This window comes from Microcoleus sp. MON2_D5 (assembly GCF_036701905.1).
In the GTDB taxonomy this organism is placed as follows: domain Bacteria; phylum Cyanobacteriota; class Cyanobacteriia; order Cyanobacteriales; family Microcoleaceae; genus Microcoleus.
Genome location: NZ_JAUBRM010000100.1, coordinates 1 through 19,714 on the forward strand (window position 1 = coordinate 1; position 19,714 = coordinate 19,714).

The window sequence follows — 19,714 nt, forward strand, 5'->3', positions numbered from 1 at the left end:
GGTATGGATAACGGAACCTTGACGCCCCTCTTAAAGCGCCTTGAGAGCGCGGGGTTGGTGACGCGCACCCGTGACCAGCAGGACGAACGCCGCGTTCTTATCGATCTGACAGAAGCGGGCGAGGCACTCCGCGAGGCAGCGTGCTCGATCCCTGAAAAGATCGAGACGGCCTGCCGTCTCTCCGATGAAGACCTTGCCGAGCTTCGCGACACCTTGAACGGGCTGGCAATACCCCGTTCAGCCAAGGCTCTCGACCACGAACCACCTTCCAACTGACACCATCTTTTGAGGTTTCACGATGTCAAACGCAACACACCTTTCAAACGGTCTCATTGAATTAGAAAATGAACCATCACAAACACTCTCTTTTGAAGAGACAGTTCGAGCGCGCCGCTCATTCCGCTCATTTTTACCAACACCCGTCCCTAACGCTCAAATAAAGCAAGTCTTGGAAGATGCACAATATTCTCCATCGAATTGCAACACGCAGCCGTGGAACACACACATCGTTTCGGGCGAAAAGATCAAAGAATTGGGCCGCATTCTAACCGAGCAAAACGAAGCGGAGAATTTCACGCCGGATTTTAGCTTCGATATGGAGTGCTTTTATGGCGCCTATAGTGAACGCCGAATTGAACACGGCAAAACCTTTTATGAGGCGATGGGTGTGGCACGGGGCGACAAGATCGCGCGTCATAAAGCCGCTGCAAAAAATTACACCTTCTACGGTGCACCTCATGTCGCTCTGCTCTTCATGCCTTCCTTTGGAGATAATGTGCGCGTTGGCGGTGACATTGGAATGTATGGCCAGACGTTTTTGTTGTCTCTGACGGCGCGCGGTTTAGGAGGTATTCCGCAGACCGCCATTGGCTTTTTTGCACAGACCATCCGCGAATATTTGGGTATCTCCGATGAACTCAAGCTGATGTTTGCCATTGCGTTTGGCTATCCAGACTTCACAGCACCAGTCAACAGTGTTCGGATGGGGCGCGTTCCCGTCTCAGAGAGCGTGACCTTTCACCATTAAAAAATGTTCGGATGGGGATGATTGGTCATTTAACAGACGTAACCCACAGACCAGAAGTAAAAGCCGCGCTGGCGCAGGCTGACGCCGGGCAGATTGCTGGCTACCGCGCGCCGAGGCGGACGAGGCCGCGCGCCCCTACTTCGAGAATCACTCGGGGTAAGACCGGCCCAAATGATGTACAGCAGTGGAATGAGACTCTTACCCAGTATAAGGAAATCGTTTTATGAAGATAGGCATTCTTGGCACGGGCCATATCGGCACGACGCTGGTGACAAAACTGAGCGCGGCCGGACACGACGTGAAGGTCGCCAATTCGCGCGGCCCCGAGACAATCGACGTCGACATCCTCAAGAACGGTGCCCGTGCGGTCACCTCGGCGGAGGCGGTCACACGGGTTGATGTGGTGATCATGTCCACGCCGCTTGGCGCCATCCCCCGGATCGCACCACTGTTCGCAGACGTGGCCGCCGAAACGGTGGTCATCGACACGTCCAACTATTATCCCAAGCGTGACGGCGAAATTGCGGCGCTCGAAGGCGGGCAGGCCGAGAGCGAGTGGGTCGCCGAGCAGATCGGTCGCCCAATTGCCAAGGCATGGAACGCGATCACGTCCGCATCCTTCGCCGACAAGGGCGCGCCTGCAGGGGCAGCGGGTCGCATCGCAATCCCCGTCGCCGCCGATGGCGACCGGGAGCGCGACGTGGCGATGACGCTGGTCGACGAAACCGGTCTCGACGCGGTCTATTCAGGCACGCTTGCCGAGTCCTGGCGCCAGCAGCCCGGCTCGCCCTGTTACTGCACAGACCTCAGCCGCGAGGAGATGCCTGCCGCGCTCGCCTCGGCGGAACGTGAGCGCTTGCCCAGGCGCCGCGAGCTTGCGATCGAGGCGATCGTGGAGCGGGTGGGTGATAGCACTACCAACCCTGATTCTGACTATGCCGTGCGCCTGACCCGCGCGCTGTTCATGTGAAGGCGGTCATGGGCTGGAGAACAACTTCCCCGCCCGTCACGCCGATCGTCCCGACCGACCACAACAGTGAGACGTGACATGGCTCGTCACATGATCATCGCATCATGCGTTGAGCCGCGCCACGCCTCTTCCCGTTCGACATCCACACAAACAACCGGAGAGCAATCATGGCGACCGACAACAGCCCGCTCATCTTCCTCATGGGCGTCACCGGCCAGACCGGCCGGCTAATCCTAGAGGATTTCGATCGCACGCCCGGCAATGCCCGCATCCGCGTCGGCGTGCGTAAGCAGAAGGATCTGGAGCGTCTGCGCGGCGAAGGCCGCGACGCCGTCCTGTTCGACCTCGACGATCCGCGAACCTTCGGCCCGGCGCTTTGTGGCGTCGATCGCATGAACATCCTCACCGGCTACACCATCGCAATGACCCACCAGACCAAGACCGTGGTCGACGCGGCGAAGAAGGCGGGCGTGCAGCACATCGTCAACCAGGGCGTCTTCGCGGCGGAAGACGCTACCGACTCGAAATATTGCTGGTTCGCCCTGGTCGAAGCCTACATCGAGGCCAGCGGCATCGCCTGGACGCACTTGCATCCGAATGTGTTTCTCGAAAACATGCTTAGCATGTCGCCGCCCATCGGCGGCACCTTCTCGACCTTCTGGGGCGAGAACCGAGTCGGTTACGTCGCGCTTCACGATTTGGCCGCAGTGACCGCCAAGGTCTTGCGCGACGGTCCGGAGCGCCATGGTGCGAAGGACTATTATCTCAGCACCGAAACCATGACGGGAACGGAACTGGCCACCGCACTCAGCGAAGTGCTGGACCGTGAGATCCGCTGCAACGTGCTCGGTGCGTCGGAGATGGAGGCGCTGTTCAAGCAAGGCACGGTGGAAGTCGAGGACTGGTATGCCCGCAGTTCGTTCGAGCTTCTGACACAGTTCGCCGATGGACGGATGGGCTATATGGGCACCGTCAAGGACGACGTGCCTTTCCTGCTCGGGCGGCCCGCCACCAGCGTGCGCGACTGGGCAAGGGCGAACAAGGCGCAGCTGCTCGATCTGGTTGATCGGCGCGCCGACGAAACTCCCACGGAATAACCCTCTTTTATCACTAGCGCGGGAGTATAATTCACTCCGGGTAAGACCGGCCCAAATGATGTACAGCAGTGGAATGAGACTCTTACCCAGTAAAAGGAAATCGTTTTATGAAGATAGGCATTCTTGGCACTGGCCATATCGGGAAGACTTTGGCACGCAAACTCAGTGCAGCCGGACATGACGTGAAGGTGGCCAACTCTCGGGGCCCTGAGACGATCGAGGCCGATGTGCTGGCGAGCGGCGCACGCGCGGTCTCGACGGCCCAAGCGGTGGAGGACGTTGACGCGGTGATCCTCTCGATCCCTCTCAACCGCATTCCCACAATCGCGCCGCTAATCGCCAACCTACCAACCGAGACAGTCGTCATCGACACGTCGAATTACTATCCCCACCGCGACGACAAGATCGATGCCATCGAGGCCGGGCAGGTTGAGAGCCTTTGGGTGGCCCAACAGCTAGGCCGGCCGATCGCCAAGGCGTGGAACGCGATCGGGTCTGGCTCCTTCGCCACCTTGGGCAAGCCTGCTGGAAGCCCTGACCGTATAGCCCTCCCTGTGGCTGCTGACCGCCAGAAAGATCGCTCCGTGGCGATGGCGCTGGTCGAAGACACCGGGCTTGATGCTTTCGACGCCGGCACGCTCGCCGATTCGTGGCGTCAGCAACCCGGATCGCCCTGCTATTGCACCGATCTCACGCGCGAACAGATGGCGGCAGCCCTGGCATCTGCCGACGCATCACGATCGCCAAAGCGCCGGGACTTAGCAGTTGCAGTGATTCAAGAGCGGCTTGGGGACGCCACGACAAATCCGGATGCCGATTTCGGGGTTCGTCTGAGCCGTGCGATTTTTATGTAACGTGAGTTCGGGATAAGAAAGGGACAAGCAAGTAAGCTAAAAGTCATCACACCAAAGCTTTAAGCTGCTGTGCATCTAATTTGACAGTCAATTTTTCTACAATTCTTGTGGAACGGGCATCCTGCCCGTTTCTTTATTCAATTTAGATGCGTAGCAGCTTACAGCTCGTCCCATGATTAGTTTAGAAGAATAATTTTGCAGGATTGTACAATAACTTGCAAGTATCGTTATATCGTGCCCTATGCTGAAGTCCTTATAATCAAACTTAAACAGTGAGATACAAAAATTTTTAGGCTGAGCAATGAAAGAAATACACGATATTAAGGCTGCTTTAGAGCAAGTAAAAGACACGACGAAAAAGCTAGCCTTGGCAACTTTAGTTAAAGTGGAAGGTTCAACTTATCGCCGTCCTGGTGCGCGAATGTTGATGAGTGCAGATGGCTTGATAGTAGGTGCAATTAGCGGTGGCTGTTTGGAAAGTGATGTATTTGAGAAAGCACAGCAGGTAATGAACACTGGTACTCCTTGCGTGGTTAAGTATGACTCCACCTCGGAGGAAGATTTAATTTGGGGATTGGGGCTTGGCTGTCAAGGCATTGCTTATGTTTTGATTGAATCGTTGCCAGTAAACGAGCCGAACCAAATTAGTTTTCTCCACAAATGCCTTGATGCTCGGTTTGAGAGTGCTATTGCAACTGTATTTAATATAGAGGGTGAAAGCAAATCTCAAATAGGCGATCGCTTGCTACTAAATTCAGATATCATCAACCACATCAGCGATGAGGAATTAGCAGCAGCGGTTTTAAGGGATACACAAGCAGCACTTCAACAGAAAACCTCGGTAGGGAAACAATATCAGTTAATAGGCGGGAAAGTTGAAGTTTTTATTCAAGTCATTCAGCCGCCGCTGTCGCTGGTAATTTTGGGTGCTGGGTATGACGTTCTTCCCGTTGTTCGCTTTGGCCAACAGTTAGGATGGCATATTACTGTAGTTGATAACCGCCAACGGGAAGCAAGCCGCAAGCGTTTTCAAGAAGCAGATCGAGTTGAATTTTGTTCTCCTCAGGATGTATTAAAAAAAATCGAGATAGATGAGCGTACTGTTGCTGTAGTTATGACTCATAATTATTTAGACGACCTGGAATTGCTGAGAGTGTTATTGCCTTCTGGCTTAAAATACTTAGGTGTACTTGGCCCTAAGAAAAGAACAGCCCGATTATTGCAAGAACTACAAGAAGAAGGAGTTATCCCCACTCCACAACAGGAACAAAATTTATATAGTCCGGTGGGACTCGACATTGGGGCCGATAATTCCGAAGAGATTGCTCTGGCGATTATCGCCGAAATTCAAGCAGTAACAGCAAAGCATCAAGGTGGTTTTTTAAGAAACCGCACTGTACCAATTCATGATTCAATCAACAGTCAATTATCAAAAAATTAATGGCTAATACGAGTATGTTCTTAATATAGCGGTTCGATCGCGTGGTGAGGTATGCCCAATGCCCAATACCCAATGCCCAATGCCCAATGCCCAATGCCCAATGCCCAATGCTCTATGCCCTATGCCCTATGCCCTATGCCCTATGCCAGATAGTACCTCATGTTACTGAGAAAGGCTATACGAGTATGTTCTTAATAATCAGAAATTCAAAACTTGGGTATGGTATTTAAAATTGGTCTAATTATTCTCGCTGCTGGATCTGCAACCCGCATGGGAAGACCAAAACAATTGCTTTCTTATCAAGGACGCAGCCTGATACTCCATGCGGTTGAAGTTGCCTTAGCTTCTATGAGCCAACCTATCATAGTAGTCCTGGGAGCTTATGTAGAACAAATTAAACCGGAACTAATGCCAAAGGCAGTGCAAGTTGTAGAGAACTCCCAATGGCAAGAGGGAATGTCTTCTTCTATTCGCGCTGGTATTAGTATGCTACTGAAAACTAACTCTAAAGTTGATGCAGTTATCATCTCACTTGCAGATCAGCCGCTAGTTTCTCCCCAGATTTTCAATCAATTGATTCAGTCTTATCAAGAAACGCAAAAAGTAATTATTGCCTCAAAGTATAACGAAACTACAGGTGTACCTGCCCTGTTTAGCAAGGCCTTATTTCCAGAACTGATGCAGCTTGAAGGAGATAAAGGTGCAAAAGCGTTAATACAAAAATATATAGATACAGGATTGATTCTGCTCATACCAGAAGCTGCGATTGATATTGATACCCCGGACGATTACAAGCAGTTGCTATTAAATAATTTTAAAGAGTGAAGAAATTATGAAAACTAACGATCGCCAAATTTACCAACAAGTAATTTTGACACACGCCAGAAAACCGCAAAACAAAGGAAAAACTAACCCAGTACACCGTCAACACCGAGGAGAAAATCCCTATTGCGGTGATGTGGTTGATTTAACGCTGTTACTAGATGAAGCAGAAAGTAAAATTGCAGATATTAAATTTGAAGGTGCAGGTTGTGCTTTGTGCCTTGCTTCTGCTGACTTAATGGCGATCGCTATCAAAGGTAAAACTATTTCACAGGTGCTTTTAATGGTAGAACAGTTCCGCGAGATGGTAGCGGGAAATACTCAGTTTGAGCCTCCGTTGGAGAAACTCAATATCATGCAAGGTGTTTCCCGATATCCGATGCGGGTTAAGTGTGCAACTTTGGCTTGGCATACCCTCAAAGCGGCGCTGAGTTCGGTTGAAACTAGGAATGAACAAATATAGTCACATCCAGCAGAGGCACATCCAATAAACTCACGTCAATCGCTTTTACATTGGCACCCGTTTATGGTGAGGGATCGCCCGCCTCGACCATGACTGAACCAACAAGAGTGGGGTCGAGATCGAGGCGAAGGCTAAGGTACGGTTGAGCCTTGGACGCTTCCAGAATTTGGGTGACCATCGGCAGTTCGATCGTACCAAGCAGATAATGCCTCGGGTCGTACTGAAGCGCGATCGCGCTGCCCAGAAGCACTTCTTTGCTGCCCTGAGGAATGACACAAAAGGCAGGAATAGAGACACTATGAATGGATTCTGACCGTGAGGAGGAGCGATTGAAGTGCAATCCCTTCAGCGGCTCAATCGTCCCATCATGACGAATCGCCTGTGCAATCCGCTGGGTCAGTTCGTCTCTGTGGGCTTGTGCTCTGTCTGCCTCGCGAAGAGCCTGCTGGTCGTTCATTAACGACCTAGCGGACTTTTCAGTCGTTTTGGCAGCGTTCATTTCTAAGTTTGCAGGATTGTACAACAATCTTAGACGATCGTTATATTGCGTACCCTTGAGGATTCTTAGAATAAGGCTAAAGCAATGAAAAACGATTCCGGCGAATTGCAAACGTCTGGATTTTTATACAAGAAAAAACTCTGTTTTGATAGGGCAAGAAACCTGCTGAGTGACAACCAAAATGCCATCAAAGCTAACCTTGCTTCTAAAAAAATCCATCCCTATTGATAAGGAAAAAATAATGACGATGAAAAAGAATGAAAACTACACAGGAAAAGTTGCGTTTGTGACCGGAGCAGCCAACGGCATCGGTCGAGCTACAGCGCTGGCGTTTGCCCGTGAGGGCGCTAACGTGGTGGTCGCTGACATTTCAGAACAGGGCAATCAAGAAACGGCCCGCACGATCGAGGAACTCGGCAGGCGGGCGATCGCCGTCAGGTGCGACGTGACGCGAGCCGAGGACGTGAAGGCAGCGCTGGATAAGACCATTGAGACCTTCGGGCGACTGGACTTTGCCTTCAACAACGCCGGCGTGGAACAGAAGATAGCGGCGACAGCCGACCTTACAGAGGAGGAGTGGGACCGCATCGTCAACATCAACCTGCGCGGCGTGTTCCTGTGCCTGAAGCACGAAATCCCGCTGATGCTCAAGCAAGGCAGCGGCGCGATCGTGAATACCTCTTCAGGTGCTGGAGTCAAAGGCTTCAAAGGTCAAGCTGCTTACGTGGCTGCAAAGCACGGCGTGGTCGGACTGACCAAGGGGGCGGCACTCGACTACGCCGCGCAGAACATTCGCATCAACGCTGTGTGTCCCGGAATCATCGACACCCCGATGATGGATCGCTTCAGCGGCGGCACTTCCGAAGGACGAGAACAAGTGATCTCGCAGGAGCCAATTGGCAGGATGGGCCAGCCTGAAGAGATCGCCAACGCCGTCGTCTGGCTGTGTTCGGATGCGGCCTCCTTCGCGATCGGGCACGCCCTGGTCATTGATGGCGGTCAAACGGTGTAGTGATGTTCGTCGCCAACCCGATCGAACCCTAAACGCACGACAACAAAGCATTGTCGCCATCGTCACCTTCACCGCCAGCGGCGATGACTCATATCGCTACTCAGGAGGTACTCGACGGCAAGCCCGTGGACTGGATGGAAAAGGTCAGCGACGAACAATACGAAGGTTGACCTTAATGCTTTCTGTCAATGTCTCTGAGCCACAGATTTATGAAGTTGGAGATGTGATTGGACTCCTGGCCCTGCTGTAGCGATCTTTATATCGTCCTAATGGTTCAGTCAATTAGCAACGGCATCATCGTAATTGAGAGGATATGACTATGAACAAAGCTTGGTTCATCACAGGCGCTGGTAGCGGTATCGGTACCGGAATTGCTAAGGCGGCATTACAAGCAGGTGACCGTGTCGTCGCGACCGGAAGAAACCTCGACAAAGTGCGCCATGCCTTGCGCGATGTTGCAAGCGAGAAGCTTGCGTTTGTCCAGTTGGACGTTGCCGACGAGGTACAGGCGAAAACGGCCGTCGGTGAGGCGGTGAAACAGTTCGGTCGCATCGACATTTTGGTTAACAACGCGGGCTACAGCCTGCTGGGTAATTTTGAAGAGATGACCACCGCCGACATCGAAAGCCAAATGTCTACAAACTTCTACGGCGTGGTGTACGTCATGCGAGCCGTGCTGCCGATCATGCGTCAGCAGCGGTCGGGCCACATCATCAATATCAGCTCGATGGCGGGCGTAATCGGATTCGAGCACTGCGCCGCCTACGCCGCATCAAAGTTCGCGGTCGAAGGTCTTTCGCTGTCGGTCGCGGCCGAGGTCGAGCGCTTCGGCATCAAGATCACGCTCGTCGAACCGGGCTTCTTCCGTACGGAACTGCTGGACGCGCAGAACGCCAAATGGACCAGTCAGACTATTGAAGACTACGCGGCCAAGGGCAGTGTTCAAGAGACGTGGTCAACCTACAACGGCACACAACAGGGCGACCCGGCGAAGTTGGGTGATGCTCTGGTCAAGATTGCTGGAATGGAGAACCCGCCGAAGCAGTTTCACGCGGGCAGCGATGCCGTCACGATGATTAAGCCGGCCCTGGAGGCCCGTCTGCAAGAGATCAAAGACCACGAGGCGCTTTCCACGTCTACGGATGGAAACTTCTAGCACACGTACTATTTAGGAGCATTAATTCATGTACAACACAAAAGCTTATTCCGCTGCTAGTGCAACATCACCATTGGCATCCGACACGATCGCACGGCGCGATCCAACCGAACATGACGTTCAGATCGAAATTCTCTTCTGCGGCATCTGTCACTCCGATGTCCATTCGGTGCGTAATGAGTGGAGCGACTTCATGTCTACTACCTACCCGATCGTCCCCGGTCATGAGATCGTCGGACGGGTCACTCAAGTTGGTTCAGCAGTGACGAAGTACAAGCCCGGCGACCTCGCGGGGATCGGCTGTATGGTCGATTCGGATGGTACCTGTCCCCATTGCAAAGCTGGCTTTGAGCAGTTTTGCCAAAATGTGATCTTCACCTACAACTCCCCAGACAAGCACAAGACTGCTCCAGTCACCTATGGTGGCTACTCCGATAGCGTCGTCGTCGATGAACGCTTCGTTCTGCGCGTTCCAGATCACCTCGATCTCGCCGGGGTTGCGCCGCTCCTCTGCGCCGGGATCACCACCTACTCGCCCCTGCGCCACTGGGGCGTCACTAAGGGCAAGAAGGTCGGCGTAGTCGGTCTTGGCGGGCTGGGTCACATGGGCGTGAAGTTCGCCCGTGCGTTCGGTGCCCACGTCGTCGTCTTCACCACCTCGCCCGACAAAAAGGAAGACGCGCTGCGCCTCGGTGCTGACGAAGTAGTCGTCTCCCGCAATGCCGACGAAATGCAGCAGCACGCTGGCAGCTTCGATTTCATTCTCGATACCGTCTCCGCCAAACACGACATCAACGCCTATCTCAACCTGCTCCGCCGCGACGGCAACATCACCCTTGTCGGCGCACCTGAGAAGCCCCTGGAGGTCGCGGCATTCAGCCTGATCATGGGCCGCCGCAGTCTCTCCGGCTCTAATATCGGCGGCATCGCTGAAACCCAGGAGATGCTCGACTTTTGCGGCGAACATAACATCACCGCCGATGTCGAAGTCATTCCCATCCAGAAGGTCAACGAAGCTTACGAGCGACTGCTCAAGTCCGATGTGAAATACCGCTTCTGCATTGATATGGCATCTCTGAAATCTGAATAACTGAGGCCGCCCCTAGAAGGCAGGGCTGTTTCATTCTCTTGTAGGGGCAAACCCCCCGTGGTTGCCCCGATCGCTGAAATGCCCAATTTATCGTGTCTGGGCCTGGGCGGGCACTCTTAGCATTGCCCCTACAAAATCCTGGTTTTTCGGAGAATGAAACAGCGCTGCGCTTTGGGGCAGGGCTGTTTCATTCTCACCAAAAACATGAATTTTGACTCTTGTAGTGCCAAGAGTGCCTACCCCCGACCTAGAGGATTCGATCGGCAGGTGAGACCAAGAGGGCCGGCACGGTGGCACAGCCCCTAGGTCGAATGAAACAGCCCTGCCCCAAAGCGGGGAAGTTCCGCCTAAAGAACAAAGCAAAAAATACCGCAGACGGAGTACCTTTGTCGTTGGCGCAAGATGGAGAGCAGTGGGTGAATTATTTGGATAAATATTCTGAATCTGTACAATAGTTAATCAATTTAACTCGTAATAAACATCGCTTTTATCAACAGGTATACAGGATGCAACCCCCCCTTACTTGGCATTATTTCTAGACCTCTTTCTCACGCTCGTATACCCTGGATAACACAGAAAAATGAGAGGAAACGTGATATTTTAGTAGTTAAAAAGGGATTTCATCATCATCTTCCTCTTCCATAGTCTTAGCCGTCATCCGCCAACTCGTAATATACTCAATTTGCACATCAATTTTGTTAATCGCTTCCCCTAACCGCTTTTGGATGTATTGAGTCAGCGTCACCATAAAATCTAACTCAACTCCCACAGATAGCGCAAGTTTTGCCAATTTAGCAAAATCTACCTTCAAAATCGAGGAACTGGATAACTTAAAATGGGGAGTATTTTCCTGATTTTGCACCAACATTGCTTTTTTAATGCGCTCTTTCAGGTGCTCAACTTCAGAATCCCGCAACTTCCATTCGGGCAAAATTTCTTTGTACCTTTCCCCCAAGGCTGTTAAATCCTCACTCTCCGGTTCCGGCGCAATTTTCTTAGTAGATTTTCGCCGCTGCTGTACATTAGAACTCAACCGCCAACTAGCAATATCTTCCACTTCCAAAGATGGATGATCGATGAGTTTGCCTAACTGTTTTTGAATTTCTTTCGTCAGCGTTACCGGAAAATTTAACTCAATTCCCTCAGTTTGCGTCAGTCTTGCCAGGGTGAGAAAATCTACTTTCATAGCTATCGAACTGGAAAGCTCAAAATAAGAACTATCTTTGAGCTTTTGCGCCATCATCCCCGCTTTAAATCGTTCTTTCACTTCAGCGATTTCTGAATCTAGCGGCTTCCACTGAGATTCTATTTCCTGATATTTTTCGCCCAATGCTGTCAAGTTTTCCGTGGCGGGTTCGGGGTAACATTGGGCAAGGATTTCTGCCAGGCGGCGATGCACTCCAGCTAAATAAACCGCGTCCATCTTAGCATATTCTAGCTGCTTCTGGGTCAGGGGACGCTTGCCCCAATCGCCGCTTTGTTCTGTTTTATCAACATAAGCAATGTCGCAAAGTGTTTCTATTAAAGTTTTGAGTTGTCGATTAGGTAATGGCAGGATGTAATAAGGAATCTGTCTCGCCATTTTCAATGTGCAAGTGACATTTTGAGCGTCGTCATTGCCTAGAAATCTGATGTCATAGCTGGCGTTGTGCCAAACTTTTTCAATATCTGGATTGACCATGATTTGGTTGATAAAATCTTTTGCCAATTCAGGTTTATCCAAGACATCTAGTAGAAAAGTGCCATCTCCACTCGAATCTGTGGAGTCAGCTAACACCTGAATCAGAGATAATCTGGGGTTGGATTTATAGTCTGCTATTTCTGTGTCAACCCACAGGACTTTAGCTTGGGCAAATTTAGCGATGAGTGCTTTGATGTCGTTTTCTGCTGTTAAATAAGGCATTTTTACAGACTTTTGCTATTAACTTTTTGATTCTCTTATGCTATAGCAATTATTGGATCGATTGTCAACGATCGCATTAAGGACACGGCAATGCCGTGTCCCTAGAGGTATTTTTTCATAATTAGTATTAAATGTTGACCAGTCTTGGAAGCAGAAACCGGGAATAGACGATCGCATTTTTACCATTCAGCAGTAAGGTACGCGCTGCGTACCTTACAAACTATTAACCTATGACTATTCTGCCACTTCCTCAGATTCCGATTCTTCGGCCGATTCTTCACCCGCAGGCGGCACTAAAGCCACAGCTACGATCGAATCATCCTCATCCAACCGCTGCACCCGCACCCCCGTTGCAGTTCGCGATTGTGTAGAAATTGCGCTCACAGCCTGACGGATAATAATACCTCGGTTGGTAATGATCATCAACTCGTCATCTTCATTGACAATTCGCAGCGCAGCTACCTGATCCTTACCCTTTTTCGACTTAAATTTAGTAGCCGTCAATCCCTTGCCCGCCCGTCTTTGTAGGCGGAATTGAGAAACTGGAACCCGCTTACCATAGCCGTTGGTGGTGATTACCAACACGGAAGGAACTTCGCTGCTAACTGTGGAAATTTCTTCAGCATCTTCGCCTTCAATTTCCTCGGATTGCAATTCTAATTCTTCATCTTCCAATTCCGAATCTTCCGTTTCCAATTCAGCAATTTCTGCCCCTTCAAATTCCGAGTCGCCCGTTTCTAATTGAGCAATATTAGCTCCCTCGAATTCCGAATCTTCAGTTTCCAATTCAGCAATCTCGGCAACAATTGAACTGGGCAAAATGTCCATGCTGATCAACTCATCGCCCGATCGCAATTTCATCGATTTTACACCCCGCGTCGCGCGGCCGACAGGGCGCAACTGTTCGTGATTGGTGCGGAAATGAATTGCCATCCCTTGGCGCGTACCAATGATGATGCTGTCGCCCACTTTTGCTCTCCGCACCCAGCGCAGTTGGTCGCCTTCTTCTAGAGAAATCGCGATTAATCCATTAGTACGGATGTTGCCAAAAGCGGAAAGTGCGGTTTTCTTGATGTAGCCGCCGCGAGTCAACATTACCAAGTATTCTTCGCTGGTGAATTCTGTCACTGACACCATAGAAGTGATTTTTTCTTCTATAGGAATCGGCAGCAGTTGCACCACGGGAGTGCCGCGGGCTGTCCGGGAACAGACGGGGATTTGATAAGCTTTGACAGAGTAAACTACACCTCTGTCGCTGAAGAACAAAACGCTATCGTGATCGCAGCAGGAAAGGAAATGTTCTACTCCGTCGTCTTCTTTCATTTTCGCGCCTGCTTTGCCGCGAGTAGCGCGACTTTGGGCCTCGAAAGTGCTGACAGGCATCCGCTTGATGTAGCCTTGCTCTGTGATCAGAATAATTGCTTGTTCGTTGGCAATTAAATCTCTTTCATCGATTTCTCCTTCGGCGTGTTCGATGACGCTGCGTCTAGGAGTGGCGATTTTGGTTTGGATTTCGACTGCTTCAAATTCGGCGATTTCTAAGATGCGTTCCCGGCGCGCTAAGATATCTTCCAAATCGGAGATTTTAGCTCGCAGTTCTTCGTGTTCTTGCTGAATTTTTTGCGCTTCTAATGCTGTCAAACGCCTGAGCTGCATTTGCAGAATTGCATCGGATTGCTGTTCGGAAAGACCGTAATTATCCATCAATTCTTGTTTCGCTGCGGCGGAGTCGGCAGCGGCGCGAATTAGGTGAATAATTGCATCTAAGTTGTCGAGGGCAATTAATAAGCCTTGCAGAAGGTGGTCGCGTTCTTCTGCTTTCCGGAGTTCGTATTGAGTCCGGCGAGTAATTGTCTCAATGCGGAAATCTAGGAAGACATTGAGGAATTGGGAGAGCGTAAGTAGTTGGGGTTCCCCATTTACTAGCGCTAACATATTGGCTCCAAAGTTGGCTTGGAGTGGTGTTTGTTTATAGAGGTTGTTAAGGACGACGCGGGGATAGGCGTCGCGCTTAAGTTCGATCACGATCCGCATTCCGTCTCTATCGCTTTCGTCGCGAATGTCGGAAATTCCATCTAATCTTTTGTCGTTGACAAGTTCGGCAATTTTCTCAATTAGCGCTGCCTTGTTTGTTTGGTAAGGCAATTCGGTGATAATAATTGCTTCTTTGTCGGGGCGGCCGGGATGTTCAATGGTTTCAATGCCGGCGACTCCGCGCATTGTAATCGAACCGCGACCGGTGGTGTAAGCATCGCGAATGCCGGATCTCCCCAGAATTTGCCCTCCGGTGGGAAAGTCCGGGCCGGGGATGTACTGCATCAATTCCAGGTCGGTAATTGCTGGATTGTGAATTAGTGCTACTAAACCGTCAATTATTTCGCCTAAATTGTGCGGCGGAATGTTGGTTGCCATCCCCACAGCAATCCCGGAGGAACCGTTGAGCAAAATTTGGGGAATGCGTGCCGGGAGTACGAGGGGTTCTTGCTGGGAACCGTCGAAGTTGTCGCCGAAATCAACTGTTTCCGAGTCGATGTCGCGCAGCATGGAGTCGCTCGTCAAAGCTGTGAGGCGACATTCGGTGTACCGCATGGCAGCGGGCGGGTCGTTGTCAACGGAGCCGAAGTTGCCGTGGCCGTTGATCAGGCGTTCCCGCATGGAGAAATCCTGAGCCATCCGCACCAGGGCGTCGTAAACCGCTGTATCTCCGTGCGGGTGATACTTGCCCAGCACCTCCCCCACGACGCGGGCGCATTTGCGGAAAGGTCTATCGGGAGTCAAGCCCAATTCGTTCATGGCGTAGAGAATGCGTCGGTGAACGGGCTTGAGACCGTCCCTGGCATCTGGTAGCGCCCGACCGACAATTACGCTCATGGCGTATTCCAAGTACGATCGGGACATCTCATTACCCAGATCCGTCGGGATTATCCGCGACTCAGAGGTGCTCATAGGTTGAAAAACTCCGTTAAAAATTTAAATTTGACCGCTATAAATCTCAAAAATGCGATAAAATCGGTTTGGATTCAGTAGAGCTGCCAAATATTGCAAATTACTCCTGAAATTATATCACAATTTGCCTTTGAGTTTATGGAAAAGTTGCCAGAAAAATTAAGGGACGAAACAAGGACAATTGATGATTTGTCAGTTGGTGATTTTGTCAGCGGTTCGCAAAAGCTAGAAAGGTTTTTTTAGGCGGTCGGGTTTCATGCTTTGGTGAGTTTTTTTGAGGGCTATATAAAAAATTAAAATGGTGGCCCGATCGCAATTTTAATTTCACAAAACCGAAGGCCTTCTTAAAGCAAACTAAAAATCTAAAATCTAAAATCTAAAATCTAAAATCAGCCGATGCTACCCGTCATCTACTCCGAAGATTTCTTGCTGCACAAGACTGGAATGCTTCACCCAGAGCGACCAGAACGTTTAACGGCGATCGCCAACGCTCTGAAGGCTGCTCCTTGGGCGGCTCAAATTGAGTGGCAACTGCCCACCCCAGTGGCGCAGCGCGAAAAAGCACTGTTCTCGGCTATCAAAAAAGTTCACTCGCAAAGATACATCAAAGAAGTCGAACATTTGGCTCATCGGGGAGGCGGCTACCTCGACGGCGATACGCCGATTTCTGCAGAAAGTTACGACGTAGCGCTGCTAGCGGCGAGTGCTTGGCTCGATGGGGTCGATCGAGTGGTGGCTGCGGGGGAACCGGCTTTTGTCCTGGCAAGGCCGCCGGGACACCACGCCGAAAACGCCCGCGCGATGGGTTTTTGCTTGTTTTCCAATGCTGCGATCGCTGCTCACTACGCCCTGGAACAGCCGGGAATCAACCGCGTCGCCGTCCTCGACTGGGACGTGCACCACGGCAACGGCACTCAATCTTTGGTGGAAAACTGCCGGCAAATTGCCTACTGTTCCCTGCACCAATCTCCGTGCTATCCGGGAACGGGAGATGCCGAGGAGCGCGGTGCCTACGAGAACGTGCTGAACATTCCCCTCTATCCGGGCGGCGGCATAGCTGAATACCTGAGCGCCTTTGAATCTCTTGTCGTGCCGTTTTTGTCAAACTTTGAACCGGATTTGTTGATTGTCAGCGCCGGTTATGACGCTACGGCGTCCGATCCGCTGGCGAGCATGACTCTGGCTCCGTCAGATTACGGTACTTTCACCGGATACTGCCTGCAAATCACCCGCCGCATCGCCTTTGGTTTGGAGGGGGGTTACGCGCTGAAAGAGTTGGCCGAGTCGGTTGTCGCGACTATTGACCGATGCCTCAATTAGCTGGAAAATTGGCATAGGGGAAAATAAGGTTGAGAAGCCATGAGGAGGGGATGGAGAGTTTTTGAGGGCGATCGGCGAAGCTTAGATGTGGCGATCGTGCTTGATGGTCTTTTTCCCTCTTCCTTCTGAGTTCTTCCTGCTGACTTCAGTGACAAGCATCACAAATTTAAGAGATCCAAGTCACTTGGCATCAAAGTCTCGGTCACAGATTTTTAACCCAAAAATCACACTGTGTCAATGTTTTCGATCGCATTTGAAGTCGCTCGCGAAGAGCATAATAGGATTACAGTCAGCCTGTGAAAATTTTATCTGTCTCAATCAACTAGGAGGTTTATCATGTCAGTATCCCAAATGACACTCGAAGAGTTATTTGGTCAGGTCATGTTCTCCAGCGTCGTGACTCGCCACGACCGGAGACAGCTCAGATCTGCACTCTTAGAAAGAACACTGAATGAAGATGAGTATGCCATCATCAACCGACTGCTGTACAACGTTCGCCGCGGTTGGGTAAAAATAGTCGATTAAAGACCTGGCAGCCACTCCCTTTAGGGGAGTTAATACCATTTTCGATTTTCGATTAAAGAATTGGTAATAACTGATAACTATCGGGGTTGAGAACACGGGCATACAGTTACATTTTTTGGAGAACTCGTTACAAGTATAACTTGCCACTTCGGGAAGTTTTTTGTGTTTAATAGTGGACTCGAAAGTGTGATGTGTTTGACCAGTGTGTTAATTATCAAAATCTCGCTACACATCAGCCTATAGGTAGAGATAATTATAAAATAACAGGTTTCGGGTGCATCTCTACTTGTTGAAAAATTGTGAGTTTTGAGTTACTAACTGAAAAGTTATAATTAACTCAAAACTCATAATTTTTTGGATTTGAGAGGGGAGATTGGAAAGTGGGAAAACTGATGAATATAGCCTTTCTCAGTAACATGAGGTGCACGCTTGATATAGGGCATAGGGCATAGGGCATAGGGCATAGGGAAGACCTCACTTTATTGAGAACTGCTAGCTCAGGGTTGAAAACCGCTAGAAAGTTGATATTTTTTAAACTGATATTAAGAATCAAAACTATAAGCAGTTTCCGGTTGAGGAGGAGTGTGCGATCGTTACCAGCACAGCCAGTCGCATTAGTCGATCGACCATTCCGGCAATTTGAGCCCGGAAGTGTCAAAATATTAACAACCAGTTCATCCCCAAAATATATGGCTCCCGCCGTTTTAATTGAAAATCTTCAGAAACGCTACGGCACTGTAGAAGCCGTTAAAGATGTTTCCTTCAAGGTAGAACCGGGGGAAATATTTGGTTTGCTAGGCCCCAACGGTGCAGGCAAAACCACAACCCTGCGGGTACTTTGTACTTTGAGTGCGCCCGATAGCGGACGCATTGAAGTGTCTGGCATTTCTGCTGTCAGCCAGCCGAGAATTGCCAGACAAAAACTCGGCTACGTCGCCCAAGAAGTTGCTCTCGATAAGGTGCTGACGGGGCGGGAACTCCTGCAACTGCAAGCAGCGCTTTACCATTTGCCGCGCAATACGATTAAAGGGCGGATTGACGAAATGGTGAAACTCCTCGGTTTGGAGGAGTGGCAAAATAAAAAGACGGGTACTTATTCCGGCGGTATCCGCAAACGCCTCGACTTAGCTGCTGGGTTGCTTCACCAGCCGGATGTTTTGGTGTTAGACGAACCGACTGTCGGGCTGGATATTGAAAGCCGGGTGGTAGTGTGGGATTTCCTGCGTCGCTTGCGGGAGGAAGGTACGACGGTTTTGATTACGAGTCACTATCTCGAAGAAGTTGACGCTTTGGCCGATCGCGTGGCGATTATTGACAAGGGTACGGTGATTGCTGAGGGCACGCCGGAGGAGTTGAAAAATCGGGTTGGGGGCGATCGGGTGACTCTGCGGATTCGGGAGTTTTCGCCGATCGAAGAAGCTGAAAAAGCTAAAAATCTGATGCAATCTCTGCCTTTTGTGCAGGAAGTAATTGTCAACACGGCTCAAGGAAATTCTCTCAATTTAGTAGTAACACCGCAAAGCGATGCGCTGGTGACTATTCAGCAAGCTTTAAAAAATGCGGGACTTCCTACTTTTGGGATTGCTCAATCTCGGCCGAGTTTGGATGATGTGTATTTGGCTGCGACTGGTAAGACACTGTTGGATGCGGAGTTGGCTGCTGCTAGCAACCGCGATTTGAAGGCGGAGCAAAAACAAGCGATGCGATCGTAATTTGAAGGAAGAGGGAAGTTCGGCAACGGATTTTGTAACGGATGTAACGGATATAAGGAAGAGGGAAGAAGGAAGAGAAAACCTTCTTCCTTCTGCTATATAATCTTAAGAGGAGAGTGAAAAAATACGCTCGTAATTTTGGGAGATATTAATAAATGAATCTTGTTTTAGAAGTTGAAGCGCCTCCTTTCCGAGAAGATGCAACAGGTGCTATTCGGGTGGGAAACTCAAGAGTTCTGCTGGAATTGGTGATTCGAGCTTTTCAGGATGGTGCGTCGCCGGAATCAATTGTGCAGCGTTATTCAACTGTGTCATTGTCTGATGTCTATAGTGCGATCGGCTATTATCTCCGACACCAAGAAGCAGTAGAAGCTTATCTCAATTATCGCGAGCAATTAGCAGATTCCGTCCGTCAGCGTTTGTTGGATATTCAACCCGATTTGACCGTTGTGCGATCGCGCTTGTTAGCCCAAAAACAATCTTGAGGATTAACTATGCTGCGGCTGTTGAGCGATGAAAATTTTAATGGCGATATTGTTCGAGGGCTTTTCCTGCGTCAGCCAGACCTTGACTTGCTTCGCGTTCAGGATGTTGGTTTGCGAGAAGCTGACGATCCAACAATTCTCAACTGGGCGGCCCAGAACGATCGCATTGTGTTAAGCCATGACCGAGCAACTATGCCCGATTTGGCTTACGAACAGTTGAGGGATAAGGAACAAATGTCAGGTTTGTTTATAATTAACGATCGAATGCCAGTTAGACAGGCTATTGATGAACTTCTGCTGCTGGTTAACTGTAGCGTAACGATTCAGGTCTAAATTTGAGGAATTAAAGATGGTTGTTGCATATCTGGATTAACCATCGCTTTTATAGCTTG

Annotated in this window: 19 protein-coding genes; 16 read left to right on the top strand and 3 right to left on the bottom strand. The window is 50.3% G+C overall.

Annotated elements, in window-relative coordinates:
• The 8 genes from QUA47_RS26055 to sufU form a co-directional block, all read left to right on the top strand.
• A partial coding sequence (locus QUA47_RS26055; RefSeq protein WP_333432893.1) for a transcriptional regulator, SarA/Rot family occupies positions 1-276 on the top strand: 276 nt, incomplete at its 5' end.
• Positions 277-298: 22 nt separating this feature from the next.
• The gene (locus tag QUA47_RS26060; protein WP_190663286.1) at positions 299-1,027 is read left to right on the top strand and encodes a nitroreductase; all 729 of its coding nucleotides are present in this window, start codon (positions 299-301) and stop codon (positions 1,025-1,027) included.
• Positions 1,028-1,250: 223 nt separating this feature from the next.
• On the top strand, positions 1,251-1,997 hold the full coding sequence (locus QUA47_RS26065) for an NAD(P)-binding domain-containing protein (RefSeq protein ID WP_333432894.1): 747 nt from the start codon (positions 1,251-1,253) through the stop codon (positions 1,995-1,997).
• A 167-nt stretch (positions 1,998-2,164) separates the two neighbouring features.
• Positions 2,165-3,094 carry an NmrA family NAD(P)-binding protein gene (locus QUA47_RS26070; protein WP_333402257.1) on the top strand — a complete coding sequence of 310 codons (930 nt, stop codon included), beginning with the start codon at positions 2,165-2,167 and terminating at the stop codon, positions 3,092-3,094.
• A 107-nt stretch (positions 3,095-3,201) separates the two neighbouring features.
• Positions 3,202-3,948, top strand: a complete 747-nt coding sequence (locus QUA47_RS26075) for an NAD(P)-binding domain-containing protein (RefSeq protein ID WP_333432895.1) — start codon at positions 3,202-3,204, stop codon at positions 3,946-3,948.
• 301 nt (positions 3,949-4,249) lie between these two features.
• Entirely contained in the window at positions 4,250-5,389 is a 1,140-nt protein-coding gene (locus QUA47_RS26080; protein WP_333432896.1) for an XdhC family protein, read from the top strand.
• A 219-nt stretch (positions 5,390-5,608) separates the two neighbouring features.
• Positions 5,609-6,214: a nucleotidyltransferase family protein gene (locus tag QUA47_RS26085; RefSeq protein WP_333432897.1), complete on the top strand. Its 606-nt coding sequence runs from the start codon at positions 5,609-5,611 to the stop codon at positions 6,212-6,214.
• A gap of 7 nt (positions 6,215-6,221) precedes the next feature.
• A complete protein-coding gene (gene sufU / locus QUA47_RS26090; RefSeq protein ID WP_333432898.1) occupies positions 6,222-6,674 on the top strand; it encodes a Fe-S cluster assembly sulfur transfer protein SufU in 453 nt (150 codons plus the stop codon).
• A 61-nt stretch (positions 6,675-6,735) separates the two neighbouring features.
• Here the strand turns inward: sufU and QUA47_RS26095 are convergent, their stop codons facing one another.
• Positions 6,736-7,173, bottom strand: a complete 438-nt coding sequence (locus QUA47_RS26095; protein WP_333432899.1) for an AraC family transcriptional regulator — start codon at positions 7,171-7,173, stop codon at positions 6,736-6,738.
• Positions 7,174-7,354: 181 nt separating this feature from the next.
• Here QUA47_RS26095 and QUA47_RS26100 point away from each other — a divergent pair, with 181 nt between their 5' ends.
• From QUA47_RS26100 to QUA47_RS26110, 3 genes are all read left to right on the top strand, one after another.
• The gene (locus QUA47_RS26100) at positions 7,355-8,185 is read left to right on the top strand and encodes an SDR family oxidoreductase (protein ID WP_333432900.1); all 831 of its coding nucleotides are present in this window, start codon (positions 7,355-7,357) and stop codon (positions 8,183-8,185) included.
• A 319-nt stretch (positions 8,186-8,504) separates the two neighbouring features.
• Positions 8,505-9,341, top strand: a complete 837-nt coding sequence (locus QUA47_RS26105) for an SDR family NAD(P)-dependent oxidoreductase (protein WP_333284851.1) — start codon at positions 8,505-8,507, stop codon at positions 9,339-9,341.
• A gap of 28 nt (positions 9,342-9,369) precedes the next feature.
• On the top strand, positions 9,370-10,431 hold the full coding sequence (locus QUA47_RS26110) for an NAD(P)-dependent alcohol dehydrogenase (protein ID WP_333432901.1): 1,062 nt from the start codon (positions 9,370-9,372) through the stop codon (positions 10,429-10,431).
• Positions 10,432-11,038: 607 nt separating this feature from the next.
• On the opposite strand, the gene QUA47_RS26115 is transcribed toward QUA47_RS26110, so the two are convergent.
• Both QUA47_RS26115 and gyrA read right to left on the bottom strand, forming a co-directional pair.
• On the bottom strand, positions 11,039-12,334 hold the full coding sequence (locus tag QUA47_RS26115) for a ribonuclease D (RefSeq protein ID WP_333432902.1): 1,296 nt from the start codon (positions 12,332-12,334) through the stop codon (positions 11,039-11,041).
• Between the two features lie 234 nt (positions 12,335-12,568).
• Complete coding sequence (gyrA, locus tag QUA47_RS26120; protein WP_333402268.1) at positions 12,569-15,280, bottom strand: DNA gyrase subunit A; 2,712 nt, start codon at positions 15,278-15,280, stop codon at positions 12,569-12,571.
• 396 nt (positions 15,281-15,676) lie between these two features.
• On the opposite strand from gyrA, the gene QUA47_RS26125 reads away from it, so the two are divergent.
• From QUA47_RS26125 to QUA47_RS26145, 5 genes are all read left to right on the top strand, one after another.
• Entirely contained in the window at positions 15,677-16,600 is a 924-nt protein-coding gene (locus QUA47_RS26125; protein WP_333432903.1) for a histone deacetylase, read from the top strand.
• A 336-nt stretch (positions 16,601-16,936) separates the two neighbouring features.
• Positions 16,937-17,125 (top strand): hypothetical protein, encoded by a 189-nt coding sequence (locus tag QUA47_RS26130; RefSeq protein WP_015175516.1) that lies wholly within the window; start codon positions 16,937-16,939, stop codon positions 17,123-17,125.
• Positions 17,126-17,814: 689 nt separating this feature from the next.
• Positions 17,815-18,837: an ATP-binding cassette domain-containing protein gene (locus QUA47_RS26135; protein WP_333432906.1), complete on the top strand. Its 1,023-nt coding sequence runs from the start codon at positions 17,815-17,817 to the stop codon at positions 18,835-18,837.
• Between the two features lie 155 nt (positions 18,838-18,992).
• Positions 18,993-19,322 (top strand): DUF433 domain-containing protein, encoded by a 330-nt coding sequence (locus QUA47_RS26140; protein ID WP_333432904.1) that lies wholly within the window; start codon positions 18,993-18,995, stop codon positions 19,320-19,322.
• Between the two features lie 9 nt (positions 19,323-19,331).
• A complete protein-coding gene (locus QUA47_RS26145) occupies positions 19,332-19,655 on the top strand; it encodes a DUF5615 family PIN-like protein (RefSeq protein WP_333432905.1) in 324 nt (107 codons plus the stop codon).
• The last annotated feature ends 59 nt before the right edge of the window (positions 19,656-19,714 follow it).